This is a genomic window from Allobosea sp. 05T438, assembly GCF_056396025.1.
The window spans coordinates 717261-735926 of sequence record NZ_JBFTKQ010000002.1 but is presented as its reverse complement, the minus strand read 5'-3'; the positions used below and the strand labels follow the sequence as shown (position 1 = coordinate 735926).

Annotated in this window: 16 protein-coding genes; 8 read left to right on the top strand and 8 right to left on the bottom strand. The window is 66.9% G+C overall.

Features of this window, described 5'->3' with window-relative positions; genetic code table 11:
* Positions 1 to 71: 71 nt before the first annotated feature.
* Entirely contained in the window at positions 72 to 1124 is a 1053-nt protein-coding gene (locus AC1DIN_RS07310; protein ID WP_476809219.1) for a histone deacetylase family protein, read from the top strand.
* Between the two features lie 19 nt (positions 1125 to 1143).
* On the opposite strand, the gene AC1DIN_RS07305 is transcribed toward AC1DIN_RS07310, so the two are convergent.
* Positions 1144 to 1887: an acetoacetate decarboxylase gene (locus AC1DIN_RS07305; RefSeq protein ID WP_476809218.1), complete on the bottom strand. Its 744-nt coding sequence runs from the start codon at positions 1885 to 1887 to the stop codon at positions 1144 to 1146.
* 166 nt (positions 1888 to 2053) lie between these two features.
* Complete coding sequence (locus AC1DIN_RS07300) at positions 2054 to 3610, bottom strand: acetolactate synthase large subunit (protein WP_476809217.1); 1557 nt, start codon at positions 3608 to 3610, stop codon at positions 2054 to 2056.
* 237 nt (positions 3611 to 3847) lie between these two features.
* Here AC1DIN_RS07300 and AC1DIN_RS07295 point away from each other — a divergent pair, with 237 nt between their 5' ends.
* The 5 genes from AC1DIN_RS07295 (at position 3848) to AC1DIN_RS07275 (ending at position 8555) form a co-directional block, all read left to right on the top strand.
* Complete coding sequence (locus AC1DIN_RS07295; RefSeq protein ID WP_476809216.1) at positions 3848 to 4807, top strand: ABC transporter substrate-binding protein; 960 nt, start codon at positions 3848 to 3850, stop codon at positions 4805 to 4807.
* Between the two features lie 156 nt (positions 4808 to 4963).
* Complete coding sequence (locus AC1DIN_RS07290; RefSeq protein ID WP_476809215.1) at positions 4964 to 5500, top strand: mismatch-specific DNA-glycosylase; 537 nt, start codon at positions 4964 to 4966, stop codon at positions 5498 to 5500.
* Positions 5497 to 6270, top strand: a complete 774-nt coding sequence (locus AC1DIN_RS07285; RefSeq protein ID WP_476809214.1) for an ABC transporter permease — start codon at positions 5497 to 5499, stop codon at positions 6268 to 6270. The genes AC1DIN_RS07290 and AC1DIN_RS07285 overlap by 4 nt, the downstream gene beginning before the upstream one ends.
* On the top strand, positions 6267 to 7046 hold the full coding sequence (locus tag AC1DIN_RS07280) for an ABC transporter ATP-binding protein (RefSeq protein WP_476809213.1): 780 nt from the start codon (positions 6267 to 6269) through the stop codon (positions 7044 to 7046). The genes AC1DIN_RS07285 and AC1DIN_RS07280 overlap by 4 nt, the downstream gene beginning before the upstream one ends.
* A gap of 267 nt (positions 7047 to 7313) precedes the next feature.
* Complete coding sequence (locus AC1DIN_RS07275; RefSeq protein ID WP_476809212.1) at positions 7314 to 8555, top strand: class I SAM-dependent methyltransferase; 1242 nt, start codon at positions 7314 to 7316, stop codon at positions 8553 to 8555.
* Here AC1DIN_RS07275 and AC1DIN_RS07270 read toward each other — a convergent pair.
* Positions 8552 to 9691: a citrate/2-methylcitrate synthase gene (locus AC1DIN_RS07270; RefSeq protein ID WP_476809211.1), complete on the bottom strand. Its 1140-nt coding sequence runs from the start codon at positions 9689 to 9691 to the stop codon at positions 8552 to 8554. The genes AC1DIN_RS07275 and AC1DIN_RS07270 overlap by 4 nt on opposite strands.
* Before the next feature lie 87 nt (positions 9692 to 9778).
* Here AC1DIN_RS07270 and AC1DIN_RS07265 point away from each other — a divergent pair, with 87 nt between their 5' ends.
* Positions 9779 to 10858, top strand: coding sequence for a citrate synthase/methylcitrate synthase (locus tag AC1DIN_RS07265; RefSeq protein ID WP_476809210.1), 1080 nt, complete (start codon positions 9779 to 9781; stop codon positions 10856 to 10858).
* A 248-nt stretch (positions 10859 to 11106) separates the two neighbouring features.
* Here AC1DIN_RS07265 and AC1DIN_RS07260 read toward each other — a convergent pair whose 3' ends face one another.
* From AC1DIN_RS07260 to hutI, 5 genes are all read right to left on the bottom strand, one after another.
* The gene (locus tag AC1DIN_RS07260; protein WP_476809209.1) at positions 11107 to 11670 is read right to left on the bottom strand and encodes a HutD/Ves family protein; all 564 of its coding nucleotides are present in this window, start codon (positions 11668 to 11670) and stop codon (positions 11107 to 11109) included.
* A gap of 126 nt (positions 11671 to 11796) precedes the next feature.
* A complete protein-coding gene (hutU, locus tag AC1DIN_RS07255) occupies positions 11797 to 13464 on the bottom strand; it encodes a urocanate hydratase (protein ID WP_441471365.1) in 1668 nt (555 codons plus the stop codon).
* Positions 13461 to 14264, bottom strand: coding sequence for an N-formylglutamate deformylase (hutG, locus tag AC1DIN_RS07250; RefSeq protein ID WP_476809208.1), 804 nt, complete (start codon positions 14262 to 14264; stop codon positions 13461 to 13463). The genes hutU and hutG overlap by 4 nt, the downstream gene beginning before the upstream one ends.
* A 151-nt stretch (positions 14265 to 14415) precedes the next feature.
* Positions 14416 to 15948: a histidine ammonia-lyase gene (gene hutH, locus AC1DIN_RS07245; RefSeq protein ID WP_476809207.1), complete on the bottom strand. Its 1533-nt coding sequence runs from the start codon at positions 15946 to 15948 to the stop codon at positions 14416 to 14418.
* Complete coding sequence (gene hutI, locus AC1DIN_RS07240) at positions 15945 to 17111, bottom strand: imidazolonepropionase (protein ID WP_476809385.1); 1167 nt, start codon at positions 17109 to 17111, stop codon at positions 15945 to 15947. The genes hutH and hutI overlap by 4 nt, the downstream gene beginning before the upstream one ends.
* 143 nt (positions 17112 to 17254) lie before the next feature.
* On the opposite strand from hutI, the gene AC1DIN_RS07235 reads away from it, so the two are divergent.
* Positions 17255 to 18658, top strand: a complete 1404-nt coding sequence (locus AC1DIN_RS07235; RefSeq protein WP_476809206.1) for a formimidoylglutamate deiminase — start codon at positions 17255 to 17257, stop codon at positions 18656 to 18658.
* Positions 18659 to 18666: the final 8 nt, after the last annotated feature.

Genomic DNA, 18666 nt, shown 5'->3' with positions numbered 1-18666 from the left:
CTGACCGCTGCAGCAGCCGTTGCTAGCATCCGCCTGCGGGGCCGCGATCGCCTCGCTGCCCCACGAGGACGATGAGCCTGATGCGCGCCTTCTATCATTCCGACCAAGCCCTCCACGACCCGCAGCAATACATGCGCTTCGGCAAGGTCGTGGCGCCCAAGGACCTGCCGGAACGGACGGCGCGCCTGCTCGGTGCGCTGGCGAAGCATGGCATCACGCCGGAGCGGCCTGCGGCTCACGGCACCGCCCCGGTTCTCGCGATTCACGATGCCGGCTTCGTCACGTTTCTCGAAACCGCCTGGGCGCGTTGGCAGGAGTTGCCGGCCGAGCGCGGGCCGGAAGCTTGGCCCAATACCTTCCCCTATTGGAGCGGCCGCCCGGACGAGGATGTCCGCCCGCCCTGCCGCCCGACCGGCTTCATCGGCCAGCTCGGCTGGTATCTCGGGGACCTGTCGGTGCCGGTCGGCGAGCACTGCTGGCACTCGACGCTGCGCTCATCGGAAACCGCGGTTTCCGGTGCCGATGCGATCCTCGCGGGGGAGCGCGCCGTCTATTCGCTGTGCCGCCCCTCGGGCCACCATGCCCGTGCCGACCGTGCCACCGGCTTCTGCTACCTCAACAACACAGCGATTGCCGCTCAGCGCCTGCGCAGCAAGTTCGGCAAGGTCGCGATCCTCGATGTCGATGCCCATCATGGCGACGGCACCCAGCAGATCTTCTATCGCCGCGACGACGTGCTGACGATTTCGGTCCATGCCGACCCGGCGAACTACTATCCCTTCTTCACGGGCTACGCCGATGAGCGCGGCAACGGGCCGGGCGAGGGCTTCAATCTCAACCTGCCTTTGGCGCACGGCGCGGGCGGAGCCGAGATGCAGGCGGCGGTCGATCGCGCCGGCAAGGCGATACGCGATTTCGGCGCCGAGGCGCTGGTCGTCGCGCTCGGATACGACGCCCACAAGGACGATCCGATCGGCGTGCTGAAGCTGGATGCGTCCGATTTCGGCACCATCGGCCGGCAGGTGAAGGCGTTCGGCCTGCCGACGCTCGTGGTGCAGGAGGGCGGCTATGCGATCGAGGCGATCGGCGATTGCCTCGATGCGTTCCTGGGCGGGTTTGTCTGAAGGCGGTGTCGCGCGGGTGCTAGGCGAGGTAGTCGTGCAGCACCCGGCCGAAAGGCAGCGTGAAATCGACGAGCTGGTGACGCGCCCGCACGATTCTCCGCACGGGGAAGTCGGCGACCCGGCAATTGACATGAGGGATGAGATGCAGCCGCGCCTCTCCCTCCCAGGCGCCATGGACCGCGATGTCCGTGAGATTGTAGCCGACGAGCTGCGCCACCTTCGGTGAGCCATCGACATCGGGCAGCAGCTTCAGGTTGATGTTCAGGCCGGCGATGCCGTCGCGCACCTTGTCGAGCTGATCCTCCAGGCTGCGATGCTTGTAGGTCATCGTGCCCATTGCCACGCGCTCGCCGTCATAGTGCAGCGTGCCGGTCAGGGTGTMCTTCATCACGCTGAGGCGCGGCACGCCGTACTTCTTGGGGAAGCCCCAGATCTCGCGTCCACCGGTGATGGGCGGCTCGTCGTCGAGATACATCTGCACCGAGAAGTTGCAGGGCTCTCCCTTGTAGCTGGCGTAGATGCCGGTCCCGCTCTCCTCATAGGAGCCGAAACCGGACGAATCCGGCATCTTCATCCACTCGTAAAAGACGAGGTTGCCGGGTGCCGGCTCGAGCGGCTCGGGCAGCGCGGCGCGGATGATTTCGGGGTCCGTCTCGTAGGTGATGATCAGATATTCCCGCTTGATGAAGCGGTTCGGCGGATGCGGATAGCTGGGGCTGAAGACGGGCATCGACGGCGCCTTGAGAATCTCGTCCCGGTTCATGCTGGTCGCTCCTTCTCGAAATCAGCCGCAACTCTGGCAGGCGTCCTGCGACAGATTGATGGTGACCGGACGAATAGAAAAGCTTCTCCTCACTGCTCGCGCAAAGATTGCCCTCCACCCGGAGATGTGTTCCCCGGGCGGAGGGCGATTTGTCTCGAACGGCCTCTCAGATCGCTGCTTCGATCAGGAACGGCCCCTTCTTGGCCAGCGCGGCCTTGAACAGGCTGGTGAACTCCTCGGCCGTCGTGGCGCGCGCAGCCTCCACGCCCATGCCCTTGGCCATCGACACCCAGTCGAGCGCCGGCTCGTCGATGTTGAGCATCAGCGTCGCGTTGCGGCCGAAGTCGTTGACGCCGACGGCGCGCATCTCGCCATGCAGGATCTGATAGGTCCGGTTGGCGAAGATGACGGTGACGATGTCGAGGTTTTCGCGCGCTTGCGTCCAGAGCCCCTGCACCGTGTACATGCCCGAGCCGTCGGCCTGCATGCCGATGACCTTGCGGTCGGGGCAGGCGACGGCCGCGCCGATGGCGAGCGGGATGCCTTCGCCGATCGCGCCGCCGGTGAGTTGGATATAGTCGTGCTGCGGAGCGCTGTGGCAATCGTAATAGAAGCTCCGGCCCGACGAGACCGACTCGTCGCAGACGATGCAGTTCTCCGGCAGCAGCGCCGAGACGATGGCGCAGGCCTTGTCGGCATCGAGCTTGCCGGTCGGCAGGGCAGGCTGCTCCTTGCGCGGCGGGGCGATGTAGGCGGGGGCGGTCTTGGTGGCGCCCATCTCCTCCGCGAGCGCGGTGATCGATGCAGGCAGATCATCGCCAGGGCTGGCGAGCGTCGCGACCTCGCAGCCGTCATGGATCAGGCGGCCGGGCTTGCCCGGATAGGCGAAGAAGCCGACCGGGGTCTGAGCCCCGACGAGCACGAGGTAATCGATGTCCTTGAGCTGATCGAGCGCCTTGTCGATCGGGTAGAACACCTTGGGCATGGCGACGCGGCCGGCGCCGCGCTGGATGCGCCCGTTCGACATCTGGCTGAAGATCTTGGCGCCGGTCGTTGCGCAGATGCGGGCCGCCATCTCCATCGACTTCTCGCGCAGCGCCAGGCCGGTCAGCATGATCGCAGCACGCGCGCCATGCTTGCGCAGGCCGGCTGCGACCGCGCGGATCGTGGCGGCTTCGACGCTCTTCAGCGCCGGCAGCTCGGTCGGCTTCAGCGTGGCGGGCTCGACGCTGCCCCAGGCGCAGTCGGCCGGCAGGATCACGGTGGTGACGCCGGGCAGGGTCAGCGAAGCGACATAGGCTTCCCCGATCGCCGGGCCGACATCCTCCGCCGTCGCGATGCGCCGGACGAAATGCGACATCGGATGCGCCAGGCTCTCGATATCGCTGGTCAGCGGCGCGTCATGGACGAGGTGATAGGTGGCGTGGTCGCCGACGACGTTGATCATCGGCGTGCGGGCGCGCCGGGCGTTGTGCATGTTGGCGAGCGCGTTCGCCATGCCCGGCCCGCAATGCAGCAGCGTCGCTGCCGGCTTGTCGGCCATGCGGGCATAGCCGTCGGCGGCACCGGTCACCACGCCCTCGAACAGGCCGAGCACGCAGCGCATCTGCGGCTTGCGGTCGAGCGCAGCGACGAAATGCATCTCGGAGGTGCCGGGATTGGCGAAGCAGGTATCGACGCCGTTGATCAGAAGCGTGTCGCAAAGGCGGTCGGCGCCGTTCATTGGGAAACCTCGACTCGAAAGAAGGCGCCCTTGCGCCGGCGGGCGCAGGGGAGGAAATTCCTCCCGCCCTGTCAAACAAGAGAATGTCATCGCTTTCCCAAGCGACAGTGATCGGCCGCTTGACGGATTTGCATATGTATTCAACCTGCTTCGGAAGGAAGGTTGAATCTCGCCGCGGATGACGTTTAGGCGTCTGAGCGGTGCATCAGCCGCAAAAGCAGGGGAAGGGTTTCAACCATGGCAGTTTTCAAGCGCATCGGCGCGACTGTGGGCTTTGGCCTCGCGGCGCTTCTGGCGGCGGGCGGCGCCCAAGCGCAGACCAAGGTCAATATCGGTATTTCCGGATGGACCGGCTTCGCGCCGCTGGTGCTCGCCAAGGAGGCGGGCATCTTCGCCAAGAACGGCCTGGACGTGACGATCAAGAAGATTCCGCAGAAGGATCGCCACCTCGCCATCGCCTCGGGCGACATCCAGTGCGCCGCGACCACGGTCGAGACCTGGATCGTCTGGGACGCGGCCGGCATCAAGACCAAGCAGATCTTCCAGCTCGACAAGAGCTACGGCGCCGACGGCATGGCCGTGCGCAATGCCGTCGGCTCGATCAAGGACCTGAAGGGCAAGACGGTCGCGGCATCGGCGCCCGGCACCTCGCCCTATTTCGCGCTCGCCTGGATGCTCAAGGAAAACGGCATGTCCATGAAGGACGTGACCGTCGTCAACATGGAGCCCGGCCCGGCCGCGCAGGCGTTCATCGCCGGCCAGAACGACGCGGCCATGACCTATGAGCCCTATCTCTCCACCGTCCGCGACAAGCCGGATGCGGGCAAGATCATCGCCACTACCCTCGACTACCCGATGGTGATGGACACCTTCGGCTGCACGCCTGCCTTCCTTGTCAACGAGAAGGCGGCTGCCGCGCTCGCCCAGAGCTATTTCGAGGCGCTGGAGATGATCAAGAAGGACCAGGCCAAGGCCTATGAGATCATGGGCGCGGATGTGAAGCAGACCGGCGAGCAATTCGGCAAGTCGGCCGCCTTCCTGCGCTGGTCGGATGCCGACGGCAACAAGAAGTTCTTTGCGGGCGATTGGCAGGCCTTCTCCGCCAAGGCAGCCGATCTCCTGCTTGATATCGGCCTGATCAAGGCCAAGCCCGATCTCGCCGCGCTGGTCGACACAAAGTTCGTCGCCGGCAAGTGAACGCCGGGGAGGCTGCTTGAGATCTCCGCGAGCCCTCATCCTGAGGAGCCATCCCGAAAGGGATGGCGTCTCGAAGGATGTTTCAGAAGGCTCGGGAACTATCTGGAGCATCCTTCGAGACGCCGCTGCGCGGCTCCTCAGGATGAGGGCTGGAGGGTGACGGCCGGCCTTGAATGCCTAAGGGGCGACATCCTCCCGGATGTTCTGGAACCCGGCCTGCGCGTCGTCTTCTGCGGCACGCAGGCCGGAGCCGCCTCGGCCCGGCGCGGAGCCTATTATGCCGGCCCGGGCAACAAGTTCTGGCCGGTTCTCCATCAGATCGGGCTCGTACCGCTAAGGCTCGTGCCAGAGGACTTCCGAAGCCTGCCGCGCTACGGCATCGGCCTGACCGACGTGGCCAAGCGGACCTCCGGCCCGGACTCTGCCCTGCGCGGCAGCCATTTCGATGTGGCTGGCTTCACGGCGCGGATCGCGGCAAGCGCGCCTGATATCCTCGCCTTCAACGGCAAGCGCGCGGCACAGGCCGTCCTCGGGATCAGCGAGGGACGGCTTTCCTACGGGCGGCAGGCTGAGAAGCTGGCCGGTGCCGAGATCTATGTCCTACCCTCGACCTCAGGCGCCGCAGCCGGCTTCTGGTCGATCGAACCCTGGAAGCAACTGGCCATGGCCGTGACCGGAACGATATCGCGATGAGACCCTTGCAACCCGTCTCGGCCACGGCCCGCATCGGCTATGGCCTGGCCTTCTTCGCGCTCTTCGTCGCGCTCTGGTCGGTCGCGACCTTCGGCGGCTATGTCCAGCGTCTCTTCCTGGCCGACCCGCTGACCATGGTCGGCGAGGGCTACAATCTGATGGTGCGCTACGGCTTCAGCTTCGACATCATGATGACGATCTGGCGCGTCGTCGGCGGCTTCATCATCGCCGTCATCGTCGCGCTGCCGCTCGGCATCCTAATGGGCGCCTACAAGCCTATCGAGGCGTTCCTGGAGCCCTTCGTCTCCTTCGCGCGCTATCTGCCGGCCTCTGCCTTCATTCCGCTGCTGATCCTCTGGGCCGGTATCGGCGAGACGCAGAAGCTGCTCGTCATCTTCATCGGCTCGGTCTTCCAGCTCATCCTGATGATCGCGGTCTCGGTCGGTTCGATCCGGCGCGATCTGGTCGATGCCGCCTATACGCTGGGCGCCACCGACCGGTCGGTGGTGCGCCGCGTCATGCTGCCGAACGCCGCTCCCGAGATCGCCGAAATCTTCCGCCTCGTCCTCGGCTGGGCCTGGACCTATGTCATCGTCGCCGAGTTGATCGGCTCTTCTTCCGGCATCGGCCATATGATCACCGATAGCCAGGCGCTGCTGAACACCGGGCAGATCATCTTCGGCATTATCGTGATCGGCCTCATCGGGCTGGTCTCGGACTTCCTCTTCAAGGCGATCAACCAGCGCCTGTTTCCATGGGCGCGCGCATGAGCAAGCTTGTCATCGAGAATGTCGGCAAGGTCTTCGCAGGCCAGCGCGGTGCTGAGCCGACGCGGGCGCTGATGCCGACCTCGCTCAACGTCGCCGACAACGACTTCATCACCGTCCTCGGCCCCTCCGGCTGCGGCAAGTCGACCTTGCTGCGCATCATCGGCGGGCTGGAGACGGCGAGCGAGGGGCGCATCCTGCTCGACGGCACGCCTGTGTCAGGGCCGGGAGCCGATCGGGGTTTCGTCTTCCAGAGTTACACGCTCTTCCCCTGGCTGACGGTGCAGCAGAACATCGCGTTCGGCCTGCGCGAAAAGGGGGTGCCCGAGGCCGAGCGGCTGAGGATCGCCCGCGACTGGGCGGTGCGCGTCGGGCTCGGCAGCTTCGTCGACCATTTTCCGAAGCAGCTCTCGGGCGGCATGCAGCAGCGCACGGCGATCGCTCGCGCACTCGCCAACGACCCCAAGATCCTGCTGCTCGACGAGCCTTTCGGCGCGCTCGACAACCAGACCCGCGCGCTGATGCAGGAGATGCTGCTCGGCATATGGGAGCGCGAGAAGAAGACCGTGCTCTTCGTGACCCATGATATCGAGGAGGCCATCTTCGTCGGCTCCCGCGTCGTCGTGATGAGCGCGCGCCCGGGGCGGATCAAGGCCGATATCGCCGTGGATCTGCCACACCCGCGTCCTTACACCATCAAAACGACCCCGGAATTCGTCACCCTGAAGGAGCGACTGGTTGAGGAGATCCGTGCCGAGGTGATCGCCGCAGATCATTGACCATCCTCGTCATTGCGAGGAGCGAAGCGACGAAGCAATCCAGGGCCGGCGGAGCTCTACGTCTCCCTGGATTGCTTCGCTGCGCTCGCAATGACGAAAGGGGCTGCGGCGTAAAGGCAAAACCAGTCATGCTTCCGTAGGGGAACCAAGCCGCGCCGCCTGCGTTGTCATGTCGCAGGCGAGTGCCTGCCTTGCGCCGAGGGGCGGTTACGACAGCGATTCGACTTGCCATGTTGATGGAAAGGGGCGCTGCCGAAGGTGGGGCCAATGCACTCGCTGATTGCCAGGATGTTGTCTCGGCTCGCGATCGAGCCACGTATCGATGTCGTCTTTCCCGATGGCACGCTTCAATCCATCGGACAGGGCGCCGTGCCGCGTTTGCGCATGCGGATCGTGGATGGGCCGACCGAACTGAAACTCGCGCTCAATCCCGAACTCGCCCTGGGCGAGGCCGTCATGGACGGGCGCGTCGTGGTCGAGCAGGGTTCACTCTATGATCTGCTCGACGCGCTGGTTGCCGCCGTCCACAAGGCCCGCCCGAAGGGCTGGGGCAAGACGCTGGAGGGGCTGCGCACCGCGGTGCGCCGTTTCCACCAGAACAACACGCCGGCACTGGCGAAGCGCAACGTCGCGCATCATTACGACCTGAAGAGCGGTTTCTTCCGGCTCTTCCTCGACCCGGACATGCAGTACTCCTGCGCTTATTTCGCGCAGCCGCACATGACACTCGCCGAGGCGCAACTCGCCAAGAAGCGGCACATCATGGGCAAGCTCGATCTGCGGCCGGGCCTGCGCGTGCTCGATATCGGCTGCGGCTGGGGCGGCATGGCCCTGTCGATCGCCGGCGAGACCGGCGCTTCCGTCACTGGCATCACGCTTTCCGAGGAACAGCTTGCCATCGCGAAGCAGCGCGGCGCGGATTCAGGCCTGCCGGTCGAGTTCCGGCTGCAGGACTATCGCCACCTGACGGAGCCCTTCGACCGTATCGTCTCGATCGGCATGTTCGAGCATGTCGGCGTCGGCTACTACCGCGACTACTTCCGCAAGGTCGGCGAGCTGCTCAACGACGATGGCGTGGCGCTGATCCACACCATCGGCCGCTCGACGCCGCCGGGCGCGACCAATCCCTTCATCGCCAAGTATATCTTCCCGGGCGGCTACATCCCCGCCATGTCGGAGGTGGCGGCCGCGATCGAACTGGAGGGGCTGGTCATCACGGATGTCGAGGTGCTGCGTATCCACTATGCCGAGACGCTGAAGGCCTGGCGCGAGAACTTCCTCGCCCGGCGCGACGAGGCGGTGGCGATGTATGACGAGCGCTTCGCCCGGATGTGGGAGTTCTACCTCGCCGCGTCGGAGGCGAGCTTCCGGCACGATGATCTGGTGGTGTTCCAGTTCCAGCTCGCCAAGAAGCTCGACGGCTTGCCGATCACGCGTGGCTATATCGAGGAGCGCAAAGACACGCTCGGGCAAAAGCCATCGACGATGTATGTCGCCGAGCCGGTTTAGGCCGGCTCCGGGCCGACATAGCGGGCACGGGGCCGGATGAGCCGCCCCGTCTCGCTCTGCTCCAGCGCGTGGGCGATCCAGCCCGCGCAGCGCGCGGCGGCGAAGATCTGGAACGAGACATCCGCTGCGAGCCCGAGTTCGCTCGCGATCGCCGTCAGCACGAAATCGATATTCGGCTCCTCACCGGTCAGCGCCGTGACGGCTTGGCGGGCCTCTTCATAGGCCGGCGGCAGCGTGAACACAGTGAGCAGCGCGCGGGCCCGTGCATCGCCATCCGGATAGAGCGGATGGCCGAAGCCGGGCAGGGGCATGCCTGTGGCGAGGCGGGCGGAGACAGCCATCTCCACGCCCTCGCTCGCGATCTCCCGCATCAGCCCGAGCACGCGCGGTGTCATCCCGCCATGCAGCGGGCCGGAGAGTGTGGCCAGCCCGGCCAGCACACAGGCCGCGAGCGAGGCGCGCGTCGAGGCGGCGACCCGCACCGCGAAGGTCGAGGCATTGAGTTCATGGTCGGCGAGCAGCACCAGCGCGCGGCGGATGAGGTCGGCGCCGCGTTCGTCGCAACCCCAGGCCAGCGCCAGCCGGTGATGGATCGGGCCTTGGCCCGGCCGCCCGGCAATCGCATCGACCAGCGCGTCGATGACGGACGCCGCCTCAAGATAGAGCGCCTTCTTCGTGCGGCCGGCCATGGCGGGATCGCTGGCGGCACGCGCCGCGATCACCGCGAACATGCGCTGCCGGGCCGGCGCCTCCGGCACGATCGTGAACAGCGGCGGAAAGCGTTGCGAACCGCAATCCCACAGCAGCCGCGCGACATCTTCCAGCTTCGCCGTCTCGGCTAGCTGCTCGGCATCCTGCCCGCGATACCAGAGCTTGCCGCGCTGGATCGTAGCGATGCCCGAGGCCAGGATCGGCTCGCCGAAGGCGATCGCGTCCTCGGCGATGGCCGCCGGTTTCCGCCCCCGCGCCTTGCGGCGCTCCAGCCGCGCCACATCCTCCGCCCGATAGAGCCTCCGGCGCGAATCGCCCGCATCGCCGCGCGCCTCGATCAGCCCGCGGCTGACATAGGCATAGAGCGTCTGCGGCTTCAGCCCGAGCCGCACCATCACCTGTTGCGCCGTCAGCCAGTCGGTCATCGAAATACATTGATTATATTGTTCAAGATTGATTCTAGCGATGAAGCTACCGATCCTCAAGTCCTCAGATGTTGAGGAGAGATCGCCATGTCCGATGGCCTTGAAGATGTCGTTGCCGCCCACACTGTCCTTTCGGAAGTCGATGGAGCGGCTGGCCGGCTGGTGATGCGCGGCCATAGCCTCGATGAACTGGCGGGGCACACCTCATTTGAGGAGATGGCTGCGCTGATGCTGGACGGCTTCGTGCCGGATCTGCCCGCCATGAAGGATCTTCCGGCGGCGCTGGGCGCCGCGCGGCAGGATCTGTTCGAGACGGTCGTCGCCCGAGCGGCGGTGCCGGTGACGCTCGAGCCGGTCGAGATGATCAGGGCAATGACTGCGCTGATCCCGGACGGCGAGGACGCCGGCACGATCCTGCGGCTTCTGGCGGCGCCCGCCGTCTTCACCGCCGCGTCCCTGCGCCTGCGGCAGGGACTTGCGCCGATCGCGCCCGACCCGGCGCTGTCGCAGGCCGCCGATACGCTGCGCATGCTGCACGGCAAGGCGCCGACCAAGCAGCAGGCGGCTGCCCTCGACACCTATCTCGTCACCGTCGCCGATCACGGCCTCAACGCCTCGACCTTCGCCGCCCGCGTCGTCGCCTCGACCCGCGCCGGGTTGGTCTCGGCCACGCTCGCGGGCATCAGCGCGCTGAAGGGGCCGCTCCATGGCGGCGCTCCCGGTCCGGTGATCGAGATGCTCGATGCGATCGGTGCCCCGGCGAATGCCCGCAGCTGGCTCGAATCCGCGCTCGATCGCGGCGACCGGCTGATGGGTTTCGGCCACCGCATCTACCGCGTGCGCGACCCGCGCGCCGATGCGCTGAAGGGCGCGATCCGCCGGCTCGGCGCCGATAGCGGGCGTCTCGCGCTGGCCGAGGCGGTCGAGCAGGCTGCGCTCGCCATCCTGCGCGAGCGCAAGCCCAACCGCACGCTGGAGACCAATGTCGAGTTCTACACCGCGCTGCTGCTGGAGGCGCTCGGCTTCACGCCGGACTCTTTCACCTGCGTCTTCGCACTGGGGCGGACGACGGGCTGGCTCGCCCATGCCAAGGAGCAGATCGCCGGCGGCCGGCTGATCCGCCCGCAATCGGTCTATGTCGGTCCGCAGCCGCGGCAGGCGGCCTGAAGCACGCCGTCATTCCGGGGCCGGCCGTAGGACCGAGCCCGGAACTTATGGACACGAGGCTGCTCCTGTTCCGTCATGCTCGCCCTCGTGGCGAGCATCCACGTCTTGAACACCGCACTGCACCGATGAAGGCGTGGATGGCCGGTACAAGCCCGACCATGACGGCAACCCGCGCGTTCATGGGTTCCGGGCTCTTCGCTGTGCGAGCCCCGGAATGACGGCGTGGTTCCGTCACAACACAGCGTGCTTTACGACGCTGGAGTCAGCCTCACGACAAACAGCTCGCCGTCGCGCCCGGCGGCGAGTTCGGCCGTGACGGGAGCTTCGAGCACGGCGCTGTCCCCGGCGGCCAGCGCGGTCCCGTTCACCTGCCAATTGCCATGGCGCGCCACGAGAACCAGCAATCCACGCTCCGACGCGACCTCATGCCATCCGCCGCCCAGGCGCTCGACGCCGTGGCTCCATGCCCCGCGCCGGCTCATCACGTTGAGATCGTCGATCGGCCCGTCGACCAGTACGCCTTCCACTGCCCGGTCGGCGGCGAAGAAGAAGGGGGCGGTCGAGCGATCGAGCGCCACGGTCTCCCCGCCGCCGAAGGCGAGGCGGATGCCGTTGCCGGTCAGCACCGACAGGGTCCGGTCGATGCCGGGGAAGGACGAGAAGGGCCCGTCCTGCCCGACATGCGCCATCGAGATGCGCCAGTCGAAATCGCTGAGAGGAGCTCCCTCGGGAAAAACCGCGATCTCGGTCGTGGTGCCGCCGCCGTTCTTCCACGGCATGACCTTGCAGTCGGCGGCGCGGATGATGCGCATGGGATGGTCCTCGACGGGTGGACGGGTTGGCGTCGTCATTGCGAGGAGCGTAGCGACGAAGCAATCTAGGGGGCGTAGAGCTCTACGACACTGGATTGCTTCGCTTCGCTCGCAATGACAGGGAGTTCAGCCCAGAATCCCCGGCAGGTTGAGCCCCTTCTCGCGGGCGCAGTCCAGCGCGATGTCGTAGCCGGCATCGGCATGGCGCATTACGCCGGTCGCCGGGTCGTTCCAGAGCACGCGCGAGAGGCGGGCAGCCGCGTCATCGGTGCCGTCAGCGCAGATGACGACGCCCGAATGCTGCGAGAAGCCCATGCCGACGCCGCCGCCATGATGCAGCGAGACCCAGGTCGCGCCGCCCGCAGTGTTGAGCAGGGCATTGAGCAGCGGCCAGTCGGAGACCGCGTCCGAGCCGTCCTTCATCGCTTCGGTCTCGCGGTTCGGCGAGGCGACGGAGCCGGAGTCGAGATGGTCGCGGCCGATGACGACCGGCGCCTTGAGCTCGCCGGTCCTGACCATCTCGTTGAAGGCGAGCCCGAGCCGGTGGCGGTCGCCGAGGCCGACCCAGCAGATGCGCGCCGGCAGGCCCTGGAACGAGATGCGCTCGCGCGCCATGTCGAGCCAGTTGTGCAGATGCGTGTTGCCGGGCGTGAGCTCCTTCACCTTGGCGTCGGTCTTGTAGATATCCTCCGGATCGCCCGAGAGCGCGGCCCAGCGGAACGGGCCGATGCCGCGGCAGAACAGCGGGCGGATATAGGCCGGCACGAAGCCGGGGAAGGCGAAGGCGTTCTCCAGCCCCTCTTCCTTGGCGACCTGGCGGATATTGTTGCCGTAGTCGAAGGTTGGGATGCCCATGTCCTGGAAGGCGATCATCGCCTCGACATGCTCGCGCATCGAGGCGCGCGCCGCCTTCTCGACGGCCTTCGGATCGCCCTCGCGGCGCTGTTTCCACTCGCCCATGGTCCAGCCCTTGGGCAGGTAGCCGTTGACCGGGTCATGGGCCGAGGTCTGGTCGGTGACCATGTCGGGCCGGATGCCGCGACGGACCATCTCAGGCAGGATCTCGGCGCAGTTGCCGAGCAGGCCGACAGATTTCGCCTCGCCGTTCTTGGTCCAGCGGGCGATCATCTCGAGCGCCTCGTCGAGGGTTTGCGCCTTCTCGTCGAGATAGCGGGTGCGCAGGCGGAAATCGATCGAGTCGGGATTGCACTCGACGGCGAGGCAGGAGGCGCCGGCCATCACGGCTGCCAGTGGCTGCGCGCCGCCCATGCCGCCTAAGCCGCCGGTCAGCACCCATTTGCCCTTGAGGCTGCCGTTGTAGTGCTGACGGCCGGCCTCGACGAAGGTCTCGTAGGTGCCCTGCACGATGCCCTGGGTGCCGATATAGATCCAGGAGCCGGCCGTCATCTGGCCGTACATGGCGAGCCCCTTCTTATCGAGCTCGTTGAAATGGTCCCAGTTCGCCCAGTGCGGCACGAGGTTGGAGTTGGCGATCAACACGCGCGGCGCATCCTTGTGGGTGCGGAAGACACCGACCGGCTTGCCGGACTGGACGAGCAGGGTCTCGTCGGCCTCGAGCTGGCGCAGGGCCGCGACGATGCGGTCGAAATCCTCCCAGGAGCGCGCGGCCCGGCCGATGCCGCCATAGACGACGAGCTCATGCGGGTTCTCGGCGACGTCCGGGTCGAGATTGTTCATCAGCATGCGCAGCGGCGCTTCGGTCAGCCAGCTCTTGGCGGTGAGCTCGGTGCCGGTCGCGGCGCGGATCGTGCGGGTGTTGTCGAGGCGGGTCATGAACGGCTCCGTTCGATGGCTGCGGCTGCGGCAAGCGCGGCTTCGATTGTGGCTGACAAGGCGGTCTGCAGGCTGGCGGCCTTGGTCTCGTCGAAGGCCCAGGGCGCGGCTTCCTCAGCGAGATAGGCGGAGAGCGCTATTTCCATCTGGAGCGCATGGACGCGCTCGAAGGGGCGCCCGTAATGGCGCGTGATCCAGCCACCCTTGAAGCGGCCGTTGAGGATCTGGGTGAAGGGCTGGCCTGCCATGGCGGCGACAGCTGCCGCCTCGACGCTATCAGCGCAGCTTTCGCCGGAATTGGTGCCGAGGTTCAGCGTCGGCAGCGTCCCATCGAAAAGACGCGGGATCTCCGACTTGATCGAGTGGCAGTCCCAGAGCACGCAATAGCCGTGCTCGGCCTTCACCCGTGCGATCTCGGCCGCGAGCGCCTGATGATAGGGCTGGAAATAGGCAACCTTGCGCCGCTCGATCTCGGCCGCGTCGGGCACCGTCTGCCAGATCGGCGCACCGTCGAAGGTCGTGCTCGGCACGAGTTCGGTCGTCGCCTGGCCCGGATAGAGCGAGACGCCGGCCGGATCGCGGTTGAGGTCGATCACGAAGCGCGAGAGCTGCGCCTCGACGATCGTCGGCTCGAACGGCGCGGCGAAGCTGTAGAGCCGGCGCATGTGCCAGTCGGTATCCTCGACCAGCCGACCGCGCTTGTTCAGCGCCGCCGCAACCTCCGGCGGCAGGCCCGTGCCGGGATGCGGCATCGAGAGGATGAACGGGGAGGAGCCCTGCGTGACGCTGACGATGGTCATTTGAGCGCGTTTCCTCCTGCCCTCATCCTGAGGAGGCGCGTCAGCGCCGTCTCGAAGGATGTTCCAGTGTGCGGCGGAGCCTCGGCGAGCATCCTTCGAGACGCACCTTCGGCGCTCCTCAGGATGAGGGCTCGCGGGACGCGAGGCGATCTCACGCCCCGCACTCCGCGAAGCTGTCGAGGCCCGCTGCCTTGCCGACCGCTCCGGACAGCACGAACTCGGTCGCGGCTGCGAGATMAGGAGCGAGATAGCGATCCTCGGTCAGCGGCGCGATCTTCTCGCGCAGCAGCGCCAGCACCGGTTCCAGCCGCGCGCTGGTCTTGAGCGGGCGGTGATGCTCGATCGCTTCCGCCGCCGCCATCAGCTCGACGCCGATGATGCTCGCGGCGTTCTTCGCCATGTCGATCAGGCGGAAGGCGCCATGCGTCGCCATGGAGACGTGGTCTTCCTGGTTGGCTGAAGTGGGGATGGTGTCGACCGAAGCAGGGTAAGCCTTCTGCTTGTTCTCGGAAGCCAACGCCGCGGCCGTGACCTGCGCGATCATGAAGCCGGAGTTCAGGCCGGCGTCGCGGGCGAGGAAGGGCGGCAGCCCGCTCATGACAGGGTCGACCAGCAGCGCCATGCGCCGCTCGGAGAGATTGCCGATCTCGCAGACGCCCATCGCCAGCATGTCGGCGGCGAAGGCGACCGGCTCGGCATGGAAGTTGCCGCCCGAAACGATCTCGCCCGGCCCGAGCACCAGCGGGTTGTCGGTGACGGCGTTGGCCTCGATGCCAAGCGTGGCGGCCACGTTGCCGATGAGGTCACGCACCGCGCCCATCACCTGCGGCTGGCAGCGCAGGGAGTAGGGGTCCTGCACCTTGGTATCGCCATGGCGGTGGCTCTCGCGGATGGCGCTGCCGGCGATGAGGTCGAGCAGGATCTTGGCGACCTTGATCTGACCGGGCTGGCCGCGCAGGGTCTGGATGCGCGGATCGAACGGGGTGTCGGAGCCCTTGAGTGCATCGACCGAGAGCGCACCGGCGACCAGCGCGGCGTCGAAGACGCGGGCGATCGCGGCAAGACCGGTGAGCGCCAGCGTGGTCGAGACCTGCGTGCCGTTGATCAGCGCGAGCCCTTCCTTGGCGCCGAGCGCGAGCGGGCTGAGGCCGGCGCGCTTCAGCGCCTCGGCTGCGGGCAGAGTCTCGCCCTTCAGGCGGATCTCGCCGAAGCCCATCAGGGCTGCGGTCATATGAGCCAGCGGCGCGAGGTCACCGGAGGCGCCGACCGAGCCCTTGGCGGGGATGACCGGCAGGGCATCGGCCTTGAGCGCACCGGTCAGCGCTTCGATCACCACCGGCCGCACGCCGGAGGCGCCGCGCGCCAGGCTCGCCGCCTTCATCGCGAGCAGCAGGCGCACCACGCCGTCTGGCAGGGCAGGGCCGGTGCCGACGGCATGCGAGAGGATGAGGTTGCGCTGGAGCGTGGCGAGATCGGCATCGGCGATGCGCACGCTGGCGAGCTTGCCGAAGCCGGTGTTGACGCCATAGGTCACGGTGCCGGCGGCGACGATCTCCTCGACGATCTTCTGCCCGGAGGCGATGGAGGTGGCGCTGTCGCCGGCGAGGGAGGCCACGGCGCCGTCGAGGATGGCGCGCCAGTCGGTGAGGCGTGCTGCGCCCGGGTTAAGCGAAACCGTCGTCATTGTCCGTTCCAGATGCGGGTGTGAAGCGGGTTGAAGCCGATGCGATAGGCGAGCTCGGCCGGGCGTTCGATGTCCCAGATCGCGAGGTCGCAGCGCTTTCCGGCTTCGAGCGTGCCGACCTCGTCCTGGAGGCCGAGCGCGGTGGCGGCGTGGCGGGTGAGGCCGGCGAGCGCCTCCTCCGGCGTCATGCGGAAGAGCGTGCAGGCCATGTTGAGCACGAGCAGCGGCGAGGTCAGCGGCGACGAGCCGGGATTGGCGTCGGTCGCCAGTGCGATGGCGACGCCGTGCTTGCGCATCAGCTCGATCGGCGGCTTCTGCGTCTCGCGCAGGAAATAGAAAGCGCCGGGCAGCACGACCGCGACGCTGCCGGCCTTGGCCATGGCTTCGACGCCGATCTCATCGAGATATTCGAGATGGTCGGCGGACAGCGCGCCCATCTCGGCTGCAAGCTTGGCGCCATGCAGGTTGGAAAGCTGCTCGGCATGGACCTTGATCGCGAGGCCCTTCGCCTTGGCGGCGCTGAAGACAGCCTTCGTCTCCTCGGGGGAAAAGGCGATGCCCTCGCAGAAGACGTCAACGGCATCCGCAAGTCCTTCGGCCGCAACCGCGTCGAGGATCGGTCCCGCGACGAGCGCGGTGTAGTCGCCCGAGCGGCCCTTATATTCCGGCGGCACGGCGTGGGCGCCGAGGAAGGTGGTGCGCACCGTAACGGGTCGCTCACGGCCGATCCGGCGCGCGACGCGGAGCTGCTTCAGCTCGGCCTGCTGCTCCAGCCCGTAGCCGGACTTGATCTCGACGGTGGTGACGCCTTCGGCCGTCAGTGCGGCGAGGCGCCGATCGGCCGAGGCGAAGAGGTCGTCCTCGCTTGCCTCGCGCGTCGCCTTGACGGTGGAGAGGATGCCGCCGCCGGCGCGTGCGATCTCCTCATAGGTCGCGCCCTGGAGGCGCAGTTCGAACTCATGCGCGCGGTCGCCGCCGTAGACGAGATGGGTGTGGCAATCGACCAGGCCGGGCGTGATCCAGCGTCCCTGGCAATCGATGGTCTCGGCCGCCGCGAAGGCCGGAGCTTCCGCGCGCTGGCCGGCGAAGATGATGCGTCCGTCGCGGGATGCGACGACGCCGTACTCGATGGCGCCATAAGCTGCGTTGACGATGGGTGACATCGTCGCCAGCCGCGCATTCGTCCAGAGCTTGTCGCAAGCCAGCGTTTCACCTGGCGCTATGGCCACCGCGCATCCTCCCGCTACTCTTTGATCTCGGGAGATGATATCTAATTGCATATGCAAATGGCAAGCGCTAATTGCATATGCAATTAAGCGCCAACGACCGAGGGAGCGAAACGGTGACCGAGACCCTGCATCTGGCCGAGGCTCTTCTGCCCGAGGGCTTTGCCGGTGATGTGAAGCTGACCGTTGCCGACGGCGTGATCATGTCCGTCGAAGCAGGGCGGAAGCCGGCGGGAGAAGCCCGGAGTTTCGGCGGGATTGCGCTGCCCGGCATGCCGAACCTGCACAGCCATGCCTTCCAGCGCGGCATGGCCGGCCTGTCCGAGCGGCGCGGCGCGCCGGAGGATTCCTTCTGGACCTGGCGCGAGGTGATGTATCGCTTTCTCGACCGGCTCGACCCGGAGGATGTGCAGGCCATCGCTGCCCAGGCTTTCGTCGAGATGCTGGAAGGCGGCTTCACCGCGCTCGCAGAATTTCACTACCTGCATCACGACAAGGACGGCCGCCCCTATGCGAACATCGCGGCCATGGGGCAGGCGATAGCCGCGGCGGCTGAAGAAACCGGGCTCGGCCTCACCTTGCTGCCGGTGCTCTATCGCTTCGGCAATTTCGGGCAGGCGCCGTCGGTCCATGGCCAGCGCCGCTTCGTCAATGACCGCGACGCTTATCAGCGTCTGCTGGAGAACAGTGCGGTGGCGATCCGCGATCTGCCGGATGCGCAGCTTGGCGTGGCCCCACATTCGCTGCGTGCCGTCGCGCTCGACGATCTCGGGTGGGTGGCCTCCCTGCGTCCGGGCAACCCGGTCCATATCCATGTCGCCGAGCAGGTGCCGGAGGTCGAGGCCAGTCTGAAGATCACCGGCAAGCGCCCGGTCGAACTGCTGATGGACACGATCCCGCTCGACCGGCGCTGGTGCCTGATCCATGCGACGCATCTGAGCGATGCAGAGCGCGACGGCATTGCGCGCAGCGGCGCGGTCGCCGGCCTGTGCCCGATCACCGAGTCCAGCCTCGGCGACGGAATCTTCGACGGCATCCGCTACCGCGATGCCGGCGGCGCCTTCGGTGTCGGCAGCGATTCCAACATCCAGATCGATGCCGGTGCCGAACTGCGCCAGCTCGAATATTCGCAGCGCCTGCGCGATCGCCGCCGCGCCCTCTTCGCCGAGGAGCAAGCCTCGACCGGCCTGGCGCTCTGGCAGGCAGCTTGTGCCGGCGGTGCGCAGGCCTGCGGCCGCTCCATCGGCGCGATCGCGCCGGGCCATCGTGCCGATTTCATCACGCTTGACACCGATCACCCGGCCATCGTCGGCAAGGCCGGTGCCGAGGCGGTCGACAGCGCGATCTTCGCCGCCAACGCCCTGCCTTTGCGCGACGTCGTCGCCGGTGGCAGGAGGGTGGTGGCCGAAGGGCAGCATGTCGCCCGCGATTCGGTGCGCGCGCGCTTTGCCGGCGTGATGCGGCGCCTGCTTGCTGCAGCGTAGGGAACAGG